The sequence below is a fragment of the Methylocystis sp. MJC1 genome, from assembly GCF_026427715.1.
Taxonomy (GTDB): Bacteria; Pseudomonadota; Alphaproteobacteria; order Rhizobiales; family Beijerinckiaceae; genus Methylocystis.
Window position 1 is genome coordinate 2655001 of record NZ_CP107558.1, and the last position, 18956, is coordinate 2673956.

The 18956-nt window shown below is 64.1% G+C and carries 21 protein-coding genes, 1 tRNA gene and 1 riboswitch; of the genes, 6 read left to right on the forward strand and 16 right to left on the reverse strand.

Features of this window, described 5'->3' with window-relative positions; translation table 11 throughout:
- The first annotated feature begins 417 nt into the window (after positions 1 to 417).
- Positions 418 to 2457, forward strand: a complete 2040-nt coding sequence (locus OGR47_RS12885) for a M23 family metallopeptidase (RefSeq protein ID WP_165055894.1) — start codon at positions 418 to 420, stop codon at positions 2455 to 2457.
- Here the strand turns inward: OGR47_RS12885 and OGR47_RS12890 are convergent, their stop codons facing one another.
- The 7 genes from OGR47_RS12890 to OGR47_RS12920 all read right to left on the reverse strand — a co-directional run bounded on the left by OGR47_RS12890 (position 2458) and on the right by OGR47_RS12920 (position 7002).
- Complete coding sequence (locus OGR47_RS12890; protein ID WP_165055893.1) at positions 2458 to 2715, reverse strand: phosphopantetheine-binding protein; 258 nt, start codon at positions 2713 to 2715, stop codon at positions 2458 to 2460.
- 20 nt (positions 2716 to 2735) lie between these two features.
- Entirely contained in the window at positions 2736 to 3008 is a 273-nt protein-coding gene (locus OGR47_RS12895; RefSeq protein WP_165055890.1) for a phosphopantetheine-binding protein, read from the reverse strand.
- A gap of 146 nt (positions 3009 to 3154) precedes the next feature.
- Positions 3155 to 4054, reverse strand: a complete 900-nt coding sequence (gene gluQRS, locus OGR47_RS12900) for a tRNA glutamyl-Q(34) synthetase GluQRS (protein WP_165055888.1) — start codon at positions 4052 to 4054, stop codon at positions 3155 to 3157.
- A 123-nt stretch (positions 4055 to 4177) separates the two neighbouring features.
- Positions 4178 to 4822: a (d)CMP kinase gene (gene cmk, locus OGR47_RS12905; protein ID WP_165055886.1), complete on the reverse strand. Its 645-nt coding sequence runs from the start codon at positions 4820 to 4822 to the stop codon at positions 4178 to 4180.
- A complete protein-coding gene (aroA, locus tag OGR47_RS12910) occupies positions 4819 to 6159 on the reverse strand; it encodes a 3-phosphoshikimate 1-carboxyvinyltransferase (RefSeq protein WP_165055884.1) in 1341 nt (446 codons plus the stop codon). The genes cmk and aroA overlap by 4 nt, the downstream gene beginning before the upstream one ends.
- Before the next feature lie 222 nt (positions 6160 to 6381).
- Positions 6382 to 6612, reverse strand: a complete 231-nt coding sequence (locus OGR47_RS12915; protein WP_165055882.1) for a type II toxin-antitoxin system HicB family antitoxin — start codon at positions 6610 to 6612, stop codon at positions 6382 to 6384.
- Between the two features lie 315 nt (positions 6613 to 6927).
- A tRNA-Gly gene (locus OGR47_RS12920) sits at positions 6928 to 7002 on the reverse strand.
- 151 nt (positions 7003 to 7153) lie between these two features.
- Here OGR47_RS12920 and OGR47_RS12925 point away from each other — a divergent pair.
- Both OGR47_RS12925 and OGR47_RS12930 read left to right on the forward strand, forming a co-directional pair.
- Entirely contained in the window at positions 7154 to 7705 is a 552-nt protein-coding gene (locus OGR47_RS12925) for a DUF5131 family protein (RefSeq protein ID WP_246729873.1), read from the forward strand.
- Positions 7651 to 7833, forward strand: a complete 183-nt coding sequence (locus OGR47_RS12930; protein ID WP_246729872.1) for a DUF5131 family protein — start codon at positions 7651 to 7653, stop codon at positions 7831 to 7833. The genes OGR47_RS12925 and OGR47_RS12930 overlap by 55 nt, the downstream gene beginning before the upstream one ends.
- Before the next feature lie 39 nt (positions 7834 to 7872).
- Here OGR47_RS12930 and OGR47_RS12935 read toward each other — a convergent pair whose 3' ends face one another.
- Together OGR47_RS12935 and OGR47_RS12940 are read right to left on the reverse strand one after the other, a co-directional pair.
- Positions 7873 to 9273 (reverse strand): ATP-binding protein, encoded by a 1401-nt coding sequence (locus OGR47_RS12935; RefSeq protein ID WP_165055880.1) that lies wholly within the window; start codon positions 9271 to 9273, stop codon positions 7873 to 7875.
- Between the two features lie 29 nt (positions 9274 to 9302).
- A complete protein-coding gene (locus OGR47_RS12940) occupies positions 9303 to 10409 on the reverse strand; it encodes a 2'-deoxycytidine 5'-triphosphate deaminase (protein WP_165055878.1) in 1107 nt (368 codons plus the stop codon).
- Between the two features lie 107 nt (positions 10410 to 10516).
- Positions 10517 to 10595: riboswitch (SAM riboswitch) on the forward strand.
- A 75-nt stretch (positions 10596 to 10670) separates the two neighbouring features.
- On the opposite strand from OGR47_RS12940, the gene OGR47_RS12945 reads away from it, so the two are divergent.
- Positions 10671 to 11867, forward strand: a complete 1197-nt coding sequence (locus OGR47_RS12945; protein ID WP_165055876.1) for an O-succinylhomoserine sulfhydrylase — start codon at positions 10671 to 10673, stop codon at positions 11865 to 11867.
- Positions 11868 to 12010: 143 nt separating this feature from the next.
- Here the strand turns inward: OGR47_RS12945 and OGR47_RS12950 are convergent, their stop codons facing one another.
- From OGR47_RS12950 to OGR47_RS12975, 6 genes are all read right to left on the reverse strand, one after another.
- Positions 12011 to 12169: a hypothetical protein gene (locus OGR47_RS12950; protein WP_165055874.1), complete on the reverse strand. Its 159-nt coding sequence runs from the start codon at positions 12167 to 12169 to the stop codon at positions 12011 to 12013.
- 100 nt (positions 12170 to 12269) lie between these two features.
- Entirely contained in the window at positions 12270 to 12677 is a 408-nt protein-coding gene (locus tag OGR47_RS12955) for a hypothetical protein (protein WP_165055872.1), read from the reverse strand.
- Between the two features lie 12 nt (positions 12678 to 12689).
- Positions 12690 to 12908 (reverse strand): hypothetical protein, encoded by a 219-nt coding sequence (locus OGR47_RS12960; RefSeq protein ID WP_165055870.1) that lies wholly within the window; start codon positions 12906 to 12908, stop codon positions 12690 to 12692.
- Positions 12909 to 13013: 105 nt separating this feature from the next.
- Positions 13014 to 13382, reverse strand: coding sequence for a DUF2946 family protein (locus OGR47_RS12965; protein WP_165055868.1), 369 nt, complete (start codon positions 13380 to 13382; stop codon positions 13014 to 13016).
- Positions 13383 to 13539: 157 nt separating this feature from the next.
- Positions 13540 to 16176: a TonB-dependent receptor gene (locus OGR47_RS12970; RefSeq protein WP_165055866.1), complete on the reverse strand. Its 2637-nt coding sequence runs from the start codon at positions 16174 to 16176 to the stop codon at positions 13540 to 13542.
- A 154-nt stretch (positions 16177 to 16330) separates the two neighbouring features.
- Positions 16331 to 16705, reverse strand: a complete 375-nt coding sequence (locus OGR47_RS12975; RefSeq protein ID WP_165055864.1) for a hypothetical protein — start codon at positions 16703 to 16705, stop codon at positions 16331 to 16333.
- A 197-nt stretch (positions 16706 to 16902) separates the two neighbouring features.
- Between OGR47_RS12975 and apaG the strand changes: the two genes are divergently transcribed.
- On the forward strand, positions 16903 to 17295 hold the full coding sequence (gene apaG / locus OGR47_RS12980; RefSeq protein ID WP_165055862.1) for a Co2+/Mg2+ efflux protein ApaG: 393 nt from the start codon (positions 16903 to 16905) through the stop codon (positions 17293 to 17295).
- Positions 17296 to 17313: 18 nt separating this feature from the next.
- Positions 17314 to 18471 (forward strand): acetylornithine deacetylase, encoded by a 1158-nt coding sequence (argE, locus tag OGR47_RS12985; protein ID WP_165055860.1) that lies wholly within the window; start codon positions 17314 to 17316, stop codon positions 18469 to 18471.
- Positions 18472 to 18559: 88 nt separating this feature from the next.
- Here argE and OGR47_RS12990 read toward each other — a convergent pair whose 3' ends face one another.
- Positions 18560 to 18862: a hypothetical protein gene (locus OGR47_RS12990; RefSeq protein WP_165055858.1), complete on the reverse strand. Its 303-nt coding sequence runs from the start codon at positions 18860 to 18862 to the stop codon at positions 18560 to 18562.
- Between the last annotated feature and the right edge of the window lie 94 nt (positions 18863 to 18956).

The following is an 18956-nucleotide window of genomic DNA, read 5'->3' on the forward strand; positions in this document are numbered from 1 at the left end:
CAACAGCCAAGCCGCCGCAAAGAAGACGCTTCCCCGTCCCGACGATACCCAGTCGAGCTATCAACCGTCTACCAGAAGACGAAGAAGCGACCGCATCCGCTGCAACCGTTGGCAGCGCCGCCGTCGATGAATGCGTTATACGGATGCGAGCTCAGGGTGTCAACGCTCCTTCGAAAAACTTTCGCACTTTTGTCGCATCGCCCGCGAAAGCCCGGTTTCTCTAGGGGTAGAGCCGTGGATAACTCTTTCGTCTCTCCGCGCGGACACGCCGTAAATGAGCCATAATGCGAAGGCTTCGTCGTGATGTGATAATCGTGCTTCGTATGTCAGCGCCAGGAAACCAGGGGCGGTCTAGGATGACGCCGCACGACCTGGAAATCGCCCCTGAGATAGTTTGAAAGGCTACGGCTCCGGTTCATGGGATTGCAATTCAACAGCCGCCTCGCCTCCGCCTCCGGGAGCGCCGACTGGCGCGATATCGGCGAGGAACCCGCGATTGAAGTCGACGGCCGCCGCCATACAGCCGATGATCGGCGCCGCGTCTCGGCCCGCTGGCTTTCGGGAACTGTTCTCACCGGCTTTTCGGGTGCATTGCTGATCAGCGCCGCAGCCTACACCGCGCTCGATCAGCAGACGCGCTTCGCGGAAGCGCCGCAGCGGGCGCAGGCGGCAAGACAGGCGGAGTCGGAAGGCAATTCCGTCAATCCGAAAAAGGGCGACCGCCTGATGCGCGCGGTCGACGTCGTCGCCGCCAAGCAAACATTCCGCGCCGCCACCACTTCGAAATCCGGCGACAAGGAAGTGGTGCGCACGCGCGCCTTCACCCATGTCGCCGCGACGCTCACGCTGGCGCCGACGAGCTTTGCGAACGAAGTGCCGGCTTATAATCCGCTCAAGCTGGCGAGCGATCCCCGCGCCCCCGAGAATAGCGGCGAATCCGACATCGCCCTCGACGAAGCGGAAGTATCTTTCGTCACCAAGGACCTGTCGGGGCTCGACATCCAGTCGCAGAGCGCGCATCTCTCGATCGACGAGGCGCAGGCGCAGGTCAACGAGCAGGTCAAAAGTTCGCTCGCCGCCGGACCTAAGCCGGCCCTGCCCCTCCCCGGGCAGCTTCTGCTGTCGCGCACGAGCCGCGCCGCGGCCATGGACCCTCAGGCCCTGGCCTACGCGACGCCGGGAACCTCGCTCACCGCGCCCTTCTCCTCGATCGAAGTGCGCATGGTGCCGGAGAATGTGACCATCGCGCCGCGCGATACGCCACAACCGACGCAGATGGAAGAAAAGCTCGCCGTCGTGCGCCGCAGCGAAACGCTCGAAGATATTCTCGTGGCGAATGGCGTGCCGAGAGCGCGCATTGCCGCGGTCGTGGCCGCCTATCGCGGCAAGCGCGATCCGGTGCGCGAAGGCCAGCGCGTGAAGCTTCTCTTTGCCGATTTCGACGGCTCGGGCAAAAACATGCAGCTCGCGCGCCTGTCCGTCTATAACGACGACGAGGTCGAGTCGATCGTCGCGGCGAACGACCAGGGCGCCTTCGTCCAAACGCCGACGGCCCCCTCGGGCGGCGCGCGACGCGCCCAGAAACGCGCGCCTGTCGACGATTTCAACGCCGATGGCGAAGACGACGACTCCGGCGCCATGCGGCTCTATGATTCGCTTTATGAGACGGCGCTGAAACAGCAGATTCCGAAGACCGTCGTCGGCGAGCTGGTGCGCATCTTCGCCAACGACGTCGACCTTCAGCGCGGCGTCGCGGGAGGCGACTCGCTGGACATCTTCTATGACGAGCCGGAGGACGGCTCGGGACCCACGCGCGATTCACTGCTCTATGCGTCGCTCACGACGCATAGTGAGACCTATCGCTACTACCGCTTCCAAACCCCCGACGACGGGCTCGTCGACTATTACGACGAGAACGGCCGCTCGAGCCGCAAATTCCTGGTGCGCAAGCCCATCTCGATCGGCGAGACACGCTCGGGCTTCGGCATGCGCCGCCACCCGATCCTCGGCTATTACAAGATGCATACGGGCGTGGATTGGGCGGCGCCGATCGGCACGCCGATTCTCGCGGCCGGCAACGGCACGGTGATCAAGGCGCAATGGGACTCGGGCTATGGCCGCCGCGTCGAAATCCAGCACGCCAACGGCTACATCACGACCTATAATCACATGTCCGGCTTCGCGCGCGGCGTTTCGGAAGGCGTGCGCGTCAAGCAGGGACAGGTCGTGGGCTTCCTCGGCTCGACGGGCCTCTCGACCGGCCCGCATCTCCATTACGAGGTGATGGTCAACGGCCATTTCGTCGATCCGATGCGCGTCAAGCTCGCACGCACCCGCGAGATCGAAGGCCGCATGCTTGCCGATTTCAAGCGCGAGCGCGATCGGGTCGACTCCCTGATGGCCAAAGCGCCCAACAGCAACAAGGTCGCCGCGCAGGGCGCGACGGCAAGCCGATAATCAAGCCCCCGAAAGCGGCGCGCCAGATTGCGCGAGGCGGAGCGTCTGCGAGATCGTTTCGAGCGATCGCATCGTCTCGCGCTTCATCGCATGGCGCGGAAATTGGACCCCGAGCTCACGCTCGAGCGCGAGCATGATCCGCACGGCGCAATAGGGCGTGAGGCCAAAGGCGAACAGATCGTCGTTTGGCGTCAGATCTGCGGCGGCGATAGGGAGCCGCCCTTCCCGATCGATAATGCGCCTGATGGTGGAGAACATTGCCCCGCCTCCTGAATTTTTTAAGCGGCGACGCGCGGCGTTTCGGCCACGACTGGCGGTGACCGCAGGCTCTCGATCGCAAGAGCGATCGAGGCGATCGAGGCGGCGGTCTCGCGCTTCAACAGCACGCGCGGAAGCTCGATCTTGAACTCGCGCTCGATGGCGACCAGCACGAGAACCGCCCCGAAGGGGGTCAGCCCGAGATCGTAAAGATTGGCGTGCGGGGTAAGACGCGCGGCCGGAACGGCGAGCTTGGTTTCCTGCTCGATAATGCGACGGATGGTTGCAATCATTGTCTTTCCCCTTGCCCTAGAGAAATTCGATTGTGAGAATGTAGCTGCGCGGGCGTGGGAATTTCGTGCGGACGCGCACGTAGGACGACGGCGCTCCGGCGCCTCGAACGGGCAAGGGCGCTGGGCGCGTTGCGAACGCCCTGCCTTCACTCCGCCGAGATCTGAAATCCAAGTTTCCGCCAGACTTCAGCGGCGCTGATCCCCGCTTCCCTGAGCGCCCGCAGCGTCGTCGAACCGCGGCTCTTTGCGAGCTTCTCGCCTGTATCGTCGAGAACGAGCTCATGGTGGCGATAACGCGGTTCGGGCAGGCTGAGCAGGCGCTGCAACAGGCGGTGCAGGCTCGTCGCGAAGAAAAGGTCGCGCCCGCGCACGATGTCGCTCACCCCCTGCAGCGCATCATCGACGACGACGGCGATGTGATAGCTCGCCGGCGTGTCCTTGCGGGCCAACACTACGTCGCCCCATTGCGCGGGATTCGCTGGCGTAAGAAAAAATCCTTCCCCTGCGTCGGGAGCCCCTTCCCGCCCACGAACGCAGTACTCCCGCCAAAAGAGCCCCTCCCCGGCCAGCGCCGTCGCCTTCGCCATATCGAGCCGCAAGGCTTCGCCGCCATCGGCCAAGATTTCGCGCGCCGGACGGCGGGGCTTTTCTCGACAGATTCCCGAATAGAGCGGCGCGCCATCGGGATCGCGCGGCCAGCCGGGATGCTCGGCGGCGAAATGGCCGATGTCGGAGCGCTTGCAGCCGCAGGCGTAGAGCAGGCCCATGGCGTCGAGCCGCTCCAGCGCCGCGGCGTAATCGTCGAAATGCTCGGACTGGCGGCGCACGGGTTTTTCCCATTCGAGCCCAAGCCAGGCGAGATCTTCATAGATCGCCGCCTCGAACGCCGGCCGCACGCGTCCCAAGTCGATATCCTCGATGCGCAGCAGGAAGCGACCGCCGCAACCGCGCGCGAGCGTAAAATTCAGCAGAGCGGAATAGGCGTGGCCAAGATGCAGATAGCCGTTCGGCGAGGGCGCGAAGCGGAAGATCCGACGCTCACTCATGCTTCCGCCTTTCCGGCGCCGATATCACCCAAATGGGTGATGACCGTTGGGCTTACTCTTGATTACAACAGTCCTATATTCAGAGCCATTTTCATCGCGGGGAGGCCTTCGGGCCTCCCTTTTTCATTGGCGCCCTTCAACGCGTCGCGCGCGCTCCGCGATCTCCAGCGCCACCGCGAATACCTGGTCGCGATCGAGCTCGCTCGTATCGAGCGTCACGGCGTCCTCCGCCGCCTTCAGGGGCGCGGCGCTGCGTTCACTGTCGCGGGCGTCGCGTTTCCGCACATCGTCCAGAATAGCGTCGTAATCCACTTCTTCCCCGCGGGCCGCGAGCTCCAGGGCGCGGCGCTGGGCGCGTGTCTCCGGCGACGCCGTGACGAAAATCTTCACCTGCGCGGCGGGACAGATGACCGTGCCGATGTCGCGGCCGTCGAGCACGGCTCCCTCGAGCCTCGCCGCGAAAGCCCGCTGCATGTCGACAAGCGCGGCGCGAACGGCCGGCATTGCGGCGACGACCGAGGCCGCCTCGCCCATATCGCGCGCCCGCAGCCGCGCCTCGTCGAAATCGGTCAGCGACAGCCCGCGCGCCGCCTCCACCGCCCCATCGACGTCGTCGAGCGGCAAGCCTTCGTCGAGCAGGGCGCGGGCGGTGGCGCGATATAGCAGGCCCGTATCGAGATGCGGCAGGCCGTAATGCGCGGCGAGCCTGCGGGCGAGCGTGCCCTTGCCGGAAGCCGCCGGCCCGTCGATGGCGATGACAAAGCTCACGAGAATCGCGCTCCCAGGCTTTCCATCAGCATGCGGAAGGAGGGGAAGCTCGTCGCGATCATCGTCTCGTCGTCGACCGTCACCTTGTTTTGCGCGGCCAAACCCATGACAAGGAAGCTCATGGCGATGCGATGGTCGAGATGCGTCTCGACCACGCCGCCGCCGGCCACGGAGCCGCCGCGCACGATGAGATCGTCGCCGATAATCTCGCAGTCGACGCCATTGGCCTTCAACCCCGCCGCGATGGCGGCGAGACGGTCCGATTCCTTCACGCGCAATTCGGAGAGACCGCGCATTCGCGTTTCGCCTTTAGCGAAAGCGGCGGCGACGGCGAGGATCGGATATTCATCGATCATCGAGGGCGCGCGTTCGGCCCGCACGTCGACGCCCTTCAAAGACGAATAGCGCGCGCGCACGTCGGCGACTTCCTCGCCGCCCTCCTCGCGCTTGTTGTCGAGAGAAATATCCGCGCCCATTTCGATCAGCGTCGTGAGCAGGCCGCTGCGCAGCGGATTGGTCATCACGCCTTCGACAACGATGTCGGAGCCGGGAACGATCAGCGCCGCGACCAGCGGAAAGGCGGCCGAGGACGGATCGGCCGGCACGCGCACGGGGCGCGCTACAAGCTCGGGGCGGCCTTCGAGCGTGATTTTGCGCCCATGCGGACCGTGCGGCTCGCTCATCACCGTCGCGCCGAAATGGGCGAGCATTTTTTCGGTATGGTCGCGCGAGGCCTCGGCCTCGATCACCACCGTGCGGCCGGGCGAGTTGAGCCCGCAGAGCAGCACGGCCGATTTGATCTGCGCCGAGGCCACGGGGGTTTTATATTCCACCGGCAGCGGCTCGGCCGAGCCTTGCAAAACGAGCGGCAGACGGCCGCCTTCGGCCTGCTCCAACAAGAGCGCGCCCTGGAGCGCCAGCGGATCGAGAATGCGCTTCATCGGACGCTTGCGCAGCGAGGCGTCGCCGTCGAAACGCGCGACGATCGGATGACCGGCGACGACGCCCATCATCAGCCGCGAACCAGTCCCGGCATTGCCGAAATCGAGCGTCTCGGTGGGTTGCAGAAGCGAGCCGAGCCCCGCCCCCCAGACGCTCCAGCTTCCCGGCGCATGCCGCACCACCTTGGCGCCGAGCTGGCGCGCCGCCTGCGCCGTGCGCAGCACGTCCTCGCCTTCGAGAAGCCCGTCGATCTTGGTCTCGCCTACGGCGAGAAGGCCGAAGATCATGGCGCGATGCGAGACGGATTTATCCCCAGGCGGCCGCACGCGGCCCGAGAGCGGACCTGAAGCATAGGCGCTCAGCGGCGCGGCAGAAGCATGGGCGGCGGCGTCCAATGACGTGATCCTCGGCGAATTGCGACGGAACTGTTCCGCCGTCTTCTAGCCGGGCGGCCGCTCGATGTCATTCCCATGAAAGCGGGAAAGTCTCGGCGTTCTACGCCTGCGCGTGATCTCGAGCGTTCAGCCGTCACGGTGGACACAGGGATCGCGCAGCGCGTCGCTGCTTGTTACCGCCGAATGCGTTGAACGCAGCCAGCCTAGAGATGGGTCACGGCCTCAGCTCGCTAGCGCCACATGGCGGGAAGGAGGCGGGACAGGGTGGCCCAGATCACGCGCGGCTTCGATCCAAGTGAGAATGGCGTCACGCGCATTCGTCACCGCTTCCTCTGGCGTCTCGCCATCTGACATGCAGCGGGGAAGATCGCGAACGATCGCTACGAAACCGCCGCCATCCTCCGCGGAAAGCGGCTGGACAATGAGCGGATAATCGGTTGCCTCGACCGTCATGGCAAAGTCCTGGCTGCTTCGACAAAGGCGACGAGCTTGCGGATATATATGCTTTGATAGGCCGCTTGAAAGGAATTGTGAGCTTTTCCGCCACCCTGGGATGCGCGACCTTGTAGTGAGAACCCCCGCCCCGCGGCGGCGCGCATAGGATGCCGAACTCGCGGCACAAGGCTGCAATATCGTCGATTCGCCAGTCGCCGGCCGGGTGGCGGCGCATTTCGTCAAGGCGACTGCTCACGGTGAGCCCTTCTTTCCAGGGCGGGAAACGGCTAAGTCAGCGGCAGAGCGATAAACGATTGGAATGCTGGGGAAAAATGGAGCGGGCGAAGGGAATCGAACCCTCGACATACAGCTTGGGAAGCTGTCGTTCTACCACTGAACTACGCCCGCGATTTCAAGGTATTAGCCTGCCTCGCTGCATCCCTTACGGAGTGATTTGGAAGAAAACGAGACTGAGCCGCAATGTAACTTGACGCGTCATTATGCGCAACCAGCTCTGTGATCTCGCCCTTGGCCGAAGGTTGGTTTTTTCTACGAGAGGATGGCTGATCGTCTCGCATCAATGGGGCAGGCAAAATACCAGGACACGACGCGTGTCAGCGGTGGCCGACCCAAATGGAACGGTAACGTGAGGATTGATGAAGCCTCGCTTGAGCTCCCTAGACGGTGGCGTAGTGGCAAGACCATCTTTGTAAATTCGATGTCGGATCTCTTTCACGAAAGTGTGCCGTTTGAATTCATTGAGGCCGTTTTCAAAACCATGGAAGAGACACCTCAGCACACCTATCAAGTCCTTACCAAGAGAGGTGAGCGACTTGAGGAGCTTTCATCAAAATTAAGGTGGCCGTCGAATGTGTGGATGGGTGTGAGTGTCGAGTCCCAGGATTATGCGTGGCGCATCGACTGCCTCCGCAAAACAGAGGCGTGGATCAAGTTCTTGAGTCTGGAACCACTTCTCGGTCCGCTGGAGAACCTCGATCTTTCGGGTATCGACTGGGCTATCGCGGGGGGGGGGAAAGCGGGCCAGGCGCGAGACTCATGGAAGCTGATTGGGTTCGGTCAATCAGAGACCAGTGCACTCGCGCTCGCGTAGCTTTTCATTTCAAGCAGTGGGGCGGAACAAACAAGAAGAAGAAGGGTAGGATCCTCGATGGGAGAACCTGGGACGAGTTCCCTGCTCGGTTCCGTTCTAGGAAAGCGGACTACGATCTCTTCGCTTGAGATCGAGTTGCAGCGCAGTGCTTCGCCCGAGCGCGCTCTTCACGCATTCTCCCGCTCGGCGGCGCATTCGGCGCGCGGCAGGGTTACGCGGACGATCAGCCCATGCGGAGCGCGATCCAGCATTTTCACCGATCCACCATGCCCTTCGACCAACGAGCGCACAATGGCGAGCCCGAGGCCGAAGCCGCCATGCTCGCTGATTGTGCGGGCGGCGTCGCCGCGCACGAAGGGCTCGAAGACCCGCGCCTTCAGCTCGTCGGGAATCCCCGGCCCGTCGTCTGCGACGTCGATCTGGATCATATTGCCGGAAATTTCGCAGACCTTGATCTCGACGTGCTTGGCGTGGCGCGTGGCGTTCTCCACAAGATTGGTGAAGGCCCGCTGCATATCGGAAAGTGAGCCGCGCATCGTCTGCTTTTTGTCGCAGGAGTAGACGACGTCGCGCCCGAGGTCGTTGAACTCATCGGCGACGGTCTGGATGACGCTGTCGAGATCGATGACGGAATGATCCACGCGCGGATTTTCGGTGCGCAGATATTCGAGATTTTTGCGCAGCATCGCATCCATGAGGCGGATGTCTTTCTGCATTTTGCCGCGCAACTCGTCGTCCGCGATAAACTCCGTTCGCAGATTCATGCGCGTGATGATCGTCTTCAGATCATGGCTGACGGCCGCGAGAATTTGCGTGCGTTCGGCCACCATCGCCAGAATGCGGGCCTTCATGGCTCGGATCGAACGGTTGAGATCGCGAATCTCGCGCGGCCCGCGCTCGACGAGCGGGAAGGCGAACCCCTCTTTGGTGGGGAAGGACTCGGCCCGCCGGGCCAGCTCATCCAAAGGCGCCACAATGTAGTTCGAGAGCCAGATCAAGATCACCGAGGCGCTGATGAAGAACAGAAAGCCCACCCGGGCCCAGCGGGTCAGGAAGAATGGGTAGCGCGGCTCCGGCTCCCACAGCCAACGCCACAGAAGGCGAGAGGGTTTCCGGTGCTGTGCGACGGAGACGACTGCATAGCCGCCCTTCTCCAGCTCCAGCGCCAGAGTGTCCTGCATATTGTGGAGCGGTATCGTCTCGAAGGCCTTGGCGGCCCCGATCAGATGCGCGTTGATGCGATGGATCTCGGCGATGAAAACCGGCTCGTTGGTATTGAACGCCGCGGGCCGGTCGTTGCGAATCAGAATGCTCGTATAGGGCGCGGCGAAGTGAATCTTCTGGATCAGCGCGTCTCGATCCGCAACGGGCGCCGTGTCGAGCGCCAGCAGCACCCCGGTTAGAAAATCCGCTTCGGAGACGTAGTGGCGGCGCCCTTCCGCCTCCATCACATGCAGCAGCAGGACGATGACCAGCTGATAAACGACGATGGAGCCGAGAATCACGAGGGAAATCTGGCCAAGGAGGTGATCCGGCCTCAACCGGCGGATAAAATCCGACAGGACCATGACGTCTTCCCTCTGGCGCGCGCCGGCACCTACCCGATCCTGAAATGTTTCGACAGTTTCAGGCCCTGGCCCTGATAGTTCGACAGGCCCTCCTCGCCATATAGAGACTGGGGCGTCTCGGCCATGCGCTCATAAACCAGCCGCCCGATGAATTGGCCGTCTTCCAATATGAAGGGCACCTCGCGCGAGCGGACCTCCAGCACGGCGCGCGCGGCGGCGCGTCCGTCCGGCCCCGCGCCGAAGCCGGGATCGAAGAAGCCGGCGTAATGCACGCGGAACTCGCCGATCGCGGCGTCCATCGGGGCCATTTCGGCTGCGAGGCCGGGCGGAATGGCGAGGCGCTCGCGCGAGGCGAGAATGTAAAAATCGCCCGGATCGAGGATCAGCCTCCCATCGCGGGCGGGCAGCAGGTCCCAGTAATCGTCGATCCGATAGGCGCCCACCCGGTCGACGTCGATCACATCGGTGTGTTTCTGCGCGCGATAACCGATGATACCGCCGAAAGCCTCGGCTCCAAGCGCAACCCGCAAAACCACGCCGTTGCGCAGATTGAGCGGCCCGTCGACGAGCGGCGTCTTGTCGTGCAACTCGGCAAGCGCCGCGTCGGAAAGCGCGACGCCGCTTTGCCGGCCCGCTCCTTCGGATCGCGCCCGAAACCGCAGCTGGTTGAGCCGCGACCCTATGCGCGCGCGCACCGAGAAGCTCCTCGGGGAAACCTCGGCGTAAAGCGGCCCATCATAGCCGGGCGCGACCTCGTCGAAGCGCTCGCCCCTGTCGGTGATGAGCCTCGTGAATATATCGAGGCGCCCCGTCGAGCTTTTGGGGTTGGCCGCGCCCGAAATATCCGGGCCGAGCGACAGGCGCTCCAGCAGCGGCACGACATAGACGCAGCCGCGCTCGAGAATGGCGCCCTCCCCTTCGAGCGACATTTCATCATAGGCGAGCGCAGAAAGAATATCGCCGACGCCCCGCTCCTTGCCGGGCAGGAAGCTCGCGCGCACGCGGTAGGCCTTGGGCCCGAGCCGCAGGTCGAGGCTCGCAGGCTGGATTTGGCCGCGAGCCAGTGGCGCAGCGGCGCGGATCGCGCCGTTCTCGGCCATCGCCTGTATTTGTCGGCTGGAGAGCACGCCGCTCATTCTTCCCCTCCTCGGCCGGGCGGAAGCCGGTTAACGGAGGCATAAGCGCCAAATTACGCCGCAAGGCAAGACGAGCCCGGTTGACAGCCCCGGCGGCTCTGCCCTCTATAGACGAACGTGGTTATTTGAGCCGGCCGGCTTGCCGCCACGCAAAACAAAGGGCTAAAAGGCCGGGTCTCCCGAAGGAAACCCGTTTTCGGCCGCGCGCTCGGCAGGCGCGCATGAATTTGCTTGGCGCAAGTGCGCCCGAGGGAGAAAAGGATGTCTACGAACGCTCCGCGCAATCTTAAGCCGGCCACGCTCCTCGTCCATGGCGGAACGACGCGCTCGCCCTTCGGCGAAATGTCGGAGGCGCTGTTTCTGACGCAGAGCTTCGCCTATCCCACGATGGAGGCGGCCGAGGCGCGGTTCAAGGGCGACGATCCGGGCTTCATCTATTCACGCTTCTCGAACCCAACCGTCGCCATGTTCGAGAATCGCATGTGCCTGCTGGAGGGTGCGGAGGCCGCCCGCGCGACGGCAAGCGGAATGGCCGCCGTCACGGCCGCCATTCTCGCGCAGGTGAAGGCCGGCGATCATGTGGTGGCGGCCCGCGCGCTTTTCGGCTCCTGCCTCTATGTCGTCGAGGACCTGCTGCCGCGCTTCGGCGTCGCCTCGACGCTCGTCGACGGCGCCGATCTCTCGCAATGGAAGGCGGCGATCCGCCCCGAAACCAAGCTCTTCTTCCTCGAAAGCCCGACCAATCCGGGCCTCGAAGTCTATGACGTCGCGGCGATCGCCGATCTCGCTCATAATGCCAGCGCGCGCCTCGTCGTCGACAATGTCTTCGCGACGCCCCTCTTACAGAAGCCTTTGGCGCTCGGCGCCGACGTCGTCGTTTATTCGGCCACGAAACATATTGACGGCCAGGGCCGTTGCCTCGGCGGCGTCATCCTCTCGACGCAGGCGCTGATCGAGGAGAGCATCCATAATTTCCTGCGCCAGACCGGCCCGGCCATGTCGCCTTTCAATGCCTGGGTGATGCTGAAAGGGCTCGAAACCTTGCCGCTCCGTGTCAACCAGCAGGCGGCGAGCGCGGCGAAAATCGCCGACTTCCTTGCCGAGCAGAAGGGCGTGACGAAGGTTCTCTATCCCTTCCGCAAGGATCACCCGCAGGCCGAGCTCGCGCGTCGGCAAATGAGCGGCGGCGGGACGCTGGTGAGCTTCTTCCTGGAGAGCAAGGCGGCGGCCTTCAAGCTCGCCAACGCCCTGCAGGTGATCAAAATTTCCAACAATCTCGGCGACGCCAAGAGCCTGATCACCCACCCGGCGACGACAACCCATCAGCGGCTCACCCCGGAGGCGCGCGCCACGCTCGGCATCGCCGACGGCATGCTGCGGCTCTCGGTGGGGCTGGAGGACGCTGGCGATCTGATCGACGATCTCGCCGAAGGCGTCGCGGCGGCCGGGCGCGCCTGAGCGCGCCCGTTTCTTTCAATTAAGGGCAATCGTCGGCGCATCTGAGCGCGAAGCACCCTTCCCGCTCGACTGGAATCGGTCGAGCGATAAGAAATCGCGCTAATTCAAAAAGTGCTGGAGCGAAGCCCGATCGCAAAAGCCTGTCAGCTTTTGCGGAATTCTCCCTGGGGCAACCGCTTACGCGCCACGGCCGGCCGCAACGCAGGGGCGGCTTCCTGGCGCAGGCAGTCGACGACGAAAAAGGCGGCGGTCAGCACCGCCAGGATCATCTCAACGCCGACCGATAAGACTGATTCGGACATTCTTTCCTCCGCGCCGCGAAGGCGGCGATTTTTTCAACCGAGATTCGCGTCGGCGCCTCAAGGAGGGAACTGGCGCCGACGCAAATCCGCCTGGGGGGCTTTAGCCGATAGTGGGCGGCGCCCGCGCCCAGTGAGGCAGACAGGTCCGGGGCGTCGGCGCAGCGCGGTCCGCCAACATCCAGGGGAGGTTCAGTCTCTGGATGTGCGCCGCAACGACGACCCCGGGCCGGGCTGCCAAGGGCGCGGCGCCACTGCAGAGCGTCTGACACAGGACGCAATCGATGCCGTGGTCGCCGGCCGAACCTGGCCGCCCTGTCTGCGCGTCGGGCAGGGAGGAGCCCGACGCGAAGCAAACGAAAAGAGACGCAACCGACCCAGCCCCCGCGCGCAGGCCCTTGGCGAGCGACGCCGCGAACGGCGCCCCCGTCAAAAGGGCGGCGACCAGCAGCAGCGCGCCCGCAAGGCGACTCGCTGCGGCGGCGCGCAGGAAAGAAGGGCTGTGCGTCATTTCGATGGTCTTTTAGGACTCGAGGCGCGCAAAACGCGCCCGCCGCTCCAGATTGATCAGCCGGATGCCGCTCTGCTGGGCGTCGCGCCACATGGCCACGACCGGCGCGATCAAAGGCGCCGCCGAAGCCATAGCCCTCTTTTCGTGGCGCTCGCGCTCACTCAAGGACGAAAGCGCAGCGCCCGCCAAGACGCTATCGCGGCCGCTCGGCCGTCTTTTTCTTCGATTCACGATATTTCTCCCTTCACCGCAATTACGCGGCGGCTATCGTCGTTCGGACATAGGGGCGCGCGCCTGAAACAAGGCTGCGGTCGCTATGGCGAAAGCTTTGGACGATCAGGAGAAGCTGGGAGGCGCGCGTGCGCGATTGGACTCGTCGCGCGCCCAAGCAGGCAAGGCGCGATCCGCCGGCGTCCAACGGAACTCGATCCATCGGGCAGGCGCCATGCCGATCGACATAGGGCGCAGGGCGATCGGCGCGACGCCGTCGCACAAGAACTGGCAAATGGGACAATCGCGGCCGCCATGAGGATGGCCAGGCGTTTGATGCCCCGCCTGGCTGCCTCTGGCGGCTTTCAGGCAAATGCTGACGGAGTTGTCGGCGTTGCCCTCCCGCGCGGCGGCAAAGGCGCTCGCCAATGGCGCAAGGACCTGCACGGCCAGCGCCAAAGCGAAAAGCATCTTTGTCAGCCACATGCGCGGCATGAAGAAAGCCTGTCTTTCAATTCGCCAAGAGAGCGGTCAATTTGCCAAGAGAGCGGTTTGATTGAAGCAAACGTAGCGCGAGTCGGCAAGCCCTCTGCGGCGCCTGCGTCTGTCTGCGTCAAAGCGCCGCATGCCGAAAAGCGCGCGGCGCCTCCAATCAGCGCGCCCCCGGAGCGGCGGCGCCAACTCCGCCGTTTAATCCCGCGACCGTCGCGCCGCCGTCCAGCCCGCCGATGTCATATTTCAGACCCAGGAAGAACGTGCGCTGGTTATAGGGATTCGGATTGACGTAGTATTTCCACCGGCCGATGTTGTCGATGCCGGCAGTCAACGTCCACTCGGGCGCGAGCTTGTAGTTCAGCTTGGCGTCGAACACGAGATATTCGCTGTCGACGCTGCCGTAATTATTGTGATTGAAGTCGACGTTGTTGAGCGTCACGAAGGCGGCCGAAGCATAGCGCGCGCCAAAGGAAACCGACCAGTCTTTCGTCGGGCTGTAGCTCACAACCGAGCGGATGCGGATTCGCGGCACCCGCGGATATTGCATGCCGTTGAGCAATATGCCGCCCGCCGTGGGGAAAGGCGAGCCGGCGGGCGAGCCTGTCAAAGCGAGAGCGCCCCCATTCGAAAGAATCTTCGAGTCGACGAAGGTCACGCTGCCGGAATAATCGAGGCCGGGGGTCAGAATGTCCTTCATCACGATCGCGCCCTCGATTCCGCGGAAGCGCGCTTTGTCGAGATTGGCGTTTTGGGTGACGATCTGCCCCGTTGGCCCAATCGCCGATTGGCTGACGATGGCGTTCCAGCGGTCGTCCAGGAAGAGGCTCACGCGCGGATTGAAAAGGCCGACCGCGCCGTTGAAGGCGTCGACCTTGCGATATTCGCCGGTCAAATCCCATGAGGTCGAGATCTCGGGCTGCAGATTGGGATTGTTCACGATCACGCTGCTCGACGTCGTGAGAGACTGGAACAGCTCGTTGACCGTCGGGAAGCGATAGGCGCGCCCCATGGAGCCGCGCATCGCGAATTCCGGCGTCACCTGATATTCGAGCGCCGCCTTCGGCGAGAAAGAATTTTTGTAGGCGTCTGGGAATTGCCCCGCTGTCGCCCGCGCCGGCACGACCGGCACAAGCCCCGGGGCCGATCCGTTGCCCGTCGCCAGCCCTCCCGCGACATTCGAGCCATTATAGGCGTGCCAGAACTCGCCGCGGCCGCCGGCGATGAGCTTCCAATCCGGCAGGAACTTCCAAGCGTCCTGGATATAGACCGCCTTGGTTTCGGTCTTGCCATAGTTCACGCCGGTAAGGCCCATCGCATAATTATTGCCGGCGAAGGGCGTCAGGCTCGTCACCGTGTTGAGCGAATAGACGTCGGCATGCCCGCCGAAGGAGACTTCGTGCTTTCCAAGGTAGTCCTGCACAGGCCGCCAGATGAAGCGCGCATCGCCCGTGCGCCAGTACGTTCCAGTGTTTACGGTGTTCTGGCCGGTGGTGTTGATATTATAGGCGGTCGCGGCGCCGTTGGGGCGCAGGCCATAGGACGTCGCGTTTTGTGAATAGTCGCGCAGGAAATTGTAGGACGTCGCCGAGAGATCGAAATCGAACACGCCGCCCGTGTCGCGCTTGAGCGAGAGCGCCTGCATGAGATGCGTCGAGCCGCCCCAACCCGGGTTCACGCCGCCCGGCTGGACGGCAAAGGGACCAATGGCGATGAAGCCGCTCTGCGTATTGTAGATCGGAACGCCATTGCGATCGTAGATGAAGCTTTGGACGGATGTCTTGTCTTCCAGATTCCAGACGCCGAGCGTATAGGTCGCGCGCAGCAGCGGCGCGATGTCGTAAGACATCTTCAGTTTCGCCATGTCCTGCTGCTGGAAATCGGCCCCGGCGGCGCCCGTGATGATGCGGGGAACGCCATTCTGGTTGAAATCCTGATAGCCGCCGTAGAAGCGCGTGCCGTTTCTGGGGGCGAAGGGCGTCATAAAATTGCCGGGGAAGGTTTGCGCCTGCCCCTGCGAGGTGAGGTGGTCGTAAGAGAAGAAATAGCGGAAGTCGCCGAAACGATCGCCGATGAGAAGATTGGCGTTGCCCGAGCCGTCGAGCTCGCTGCGTCCGTAAAGACTGAAGGGCTGCAGCGCGCCCGTCGCCGAGGCGTGCAGCTCAAATTTGTCCGGCATGCGCGTGGTGATCGCCAGGACGCCGCCGATCGAATTACCCGGATAGAGCGCCGAGAAGGGACCATAGATCACATCGACGCGGTCAATCTCGGCGGGCGAGACCATGCCCCAGCGCGGCGGGAAGTTGAAGCTGTTGCCGAGCAGATTGGAGAGCAGCACATTATCGGCGTAGACGAGCGTCTTGGCGCTTTCGATCGTGCCGGTCGTGCGGCCCGAGACGATGGCGTTGCGGTCGCCGATATAGCGCTCGCGGATGAGCAGCGAGGGCAGATATTTGAACGCCTCCGCCGAGGTCATGACATTGACCGTCTTCTCGATCTCCTGGCGCGTGCGCGACTCCACCACCGCCGGCACATTTTGCGGGATCGTGCGGCTGAACGGCGCGGGCTTGGGTCCGGCGTAACGATCGAGCCCGGCCGAGGGCGCGACGACCGGCCCCGCGGCGGGGGCGGGCGGGCGCAGGGGACCGCGCGGCGCGCTGGAGACGCTCGGCCGCGCCGGTCCGCGCCGCGCGCCGACATCGATCGTGGGCAGGCTTTGCTGCGCCAGCGCATCGGCGGAGACGAAGAAGAGAAGCGCGTGGATCGAGACGGCGCCGAGAAGAGAGTGACGGTTCATTGTGCAAATTCCGGAGAGCTTCGCGGGCTCTCGCACGCCGGAAAAGTCCGTCGCGCGGGCGACAAGCGGAGCAAGTCTTGCGGGAGAGCGGCAGGAGCCGCTCAACTGGACAGAGAGAAATGCGCGGGCGGGCGGCGAGGATTCGCGCCGACGCTCACGCGCTCAGGAAAATTGCAGGCGGGCCACGCGCGAGCCGGCCGCGCGCAAGGCGCGCCGGGGCGCCGGCGCTATCGGCGGCGATAAAGCGGACGCTGTAAAAGAGGCGGGGCTGGGCGAGATCGGGATAGAAGGCCCCGACCGGAAGCAAGGGCGGCCCAGCGCAGAGAAGGCAGGACTCGCACATATGATGGTGCGCGTCGCGGCCTCGATCGCCCGAGTCGGGCTCGCTGGCGTGCGACAGGCCGCAATGGTCCGAGATTTGCGGATCGAAGCCGTTGGGCGTCGCGCGCGCAGCGCCGAGCCCGCCCGCCACGGTCTGCAGGACCATGACGAACGCGACCAGCAAGGCGCGCAACGATGACGGCCGCATCTTCGTCCCTCAAAAACTTTTACGGTAATTTAATCGCTTAGCTGGGCTTGGAAGCCAAGCGGGCGTTTTCCTGTCGCTGTAAAAATCTCATGCGACGTGTCGAATCCGCCACAATCCGTCAGGCGCCCAGGAAACAGGCAGACAGGCGCCCGGAGAATGACATTCCTCTTTCGCAGAAGCCGTTTTAAGCTCCGGCCATGTATACCGCCATCACCAAAGACATTCGGGTCACGGCGCTGCCGGATTTCCTGCCCGAGAATTCAGACCCCATCCAAGGCCGGTTCTTCTGGGCCTATACCATCGAGATCGCCAATCTCGGCCGCGCCCGCGTGCAGCTCCTCTCGCGGCATTGGATCGTCATCGACGCCAATGGCCGACGCGAGGAAGTCCGCGGGCCCGGGGTCGTTGGCGAGCAGCCGGTGCTCGAGCCCGGCGAGACATTCCGATACGAGTCGGGCTGCCCGCTGGCCACGCCGTCGGGATTGATGCAAGGTAGTTATCGAATGGTCACGGATTCGGGCGAAACATTCGACGTGGAGGTTCCGGCCTTCTCGCTCGACAGCCCTATGTCCAATCCTACGCTGAACTAGCTTGCCCCAGATCGCCTGATGGACGCTCTCGACCGCGCAATCGACATGACCGCAAGGCTCGTGGCTTTCGACACCGAAAGCTCGAAGTCGAACCTGGCGCTGATCGACTTTGTCGAGGCCTATCTGCGCGAACAGGGCGTGCCCTTCGCGCGCGCCCCCAACGCCCTCGGCGACAAGGCCGCCATCTTCGCCACCATCGGCCCGATGGCGCCGGGGGGCGTGCTGCTCTCGGGCCATACGGACGTCGTGCCCGTCGACGGCCAGGAGTGGAGCTTCGATCCTTTCACCCTACGGCGCGACGGCGGGCGTCTCTATGGGCGCGGCGCGGTGGATATGAAGGGATTCGGCGCCGTCGCTCTGGCGATGATCCCGGAATTCAAAAAGGCGGCGCTGGCGCGCCCCATCCATATTCTCTTGAGCTACGACGAGGAAACGACCTGCCTCGGCCCGCTGGACATGATCGCGCGGCTCGGCGTCGATCTGCCCCGCCCCAACGCCGTGATCGTGGGCGAGCCGACCTCCATGGAGGTCGCCGACGCGCATAAGAGCGTCACGACCTTTACCACCCATGTGCGCGGTTTCGAAATCCACTCGGCCAATCTGCATCGGGGCGTGAGCGCCGTGCATATCGCCTGCCGACTGGTGACGGAGCTGGAGCGAATCTCGGAAGAGGTGCGCGCCGAAGGCGACCCCTCGGGCCGTTTCGATCCGCCCTACTCCACCATCCATGTCGGCTTCATCAAGGGCGGCACGGCCCGCAACATCGTCGCGAAAGATTGCGAATTCCACTGGGAATTTCGCGGCCTGCCGGGCGCCGCGCCGACGCTGGCGCGCGACCGGCTCGAAGCCTATTCCGACGGCCTGCGCAAAACGGTTTTCGCGAATTTCCCCCAGTGCGGGATCGACACCGACACGCTGGTGAAGGTGCCCGGCCTCGCGCCCCAGCCGGGCTCGGACGCCGAGGTTCTGGCGCTGCGCCTCGCGCGCCGCAACAACACGATCGCCGTGCCCTATGCCACGGAGGCCGGACATTTCCAGGAGGCGGGCGTTCCGACCGTCGTCTGCGGGCCCGGCCGCATCGATCAGGCCCACCAGCCGGACGAATATATCGACATCTCCGAGTTGGCCGCCTGCGTCGATTTCATGCGCGCTCTGGCGCGGGAGCTGGAAACGTAGATTTCGGACAGTAGCAGCGCCGGGTCGGAAAGCGTAGCGCGCGCGACCGGTGTCTCGGCCGCGCGCCCCAAAAACGCGAAAAATCTTTTTAGCAGGCCCAAACCCAGCGGCCATACCACCAGCGCCAGCAGGCGCCGCGATAGCCGCCGTAGCCGCCGCCATAATAAGGCCGGCGCCAGCCATAGCCGTAGCCGCCACCATGCCATCCATAGCCGCCGCCATGCCAGCCGGGGCCGCCATGCCAGCCGTGTCCTCCCCAACCGCCGCCGTGTCCTCCCCAGCCACCGCCATGGCCCCAGCCGCCGCCGTGACCCCAGCCTCCCGCAAACGCTGCATCTGGCGCGGCCAGGAGGCCCGCCGCCACGACCAAACAGGATAACTTCTTGAGCATGGACGTATTCTCCGAAGTCTTGTCTCTGCCTCAGGGGCGCATAGGGAGCGTCCGCTTTGGCGCCTGAACCATGGGTGAACGCTCACGCTGGCCC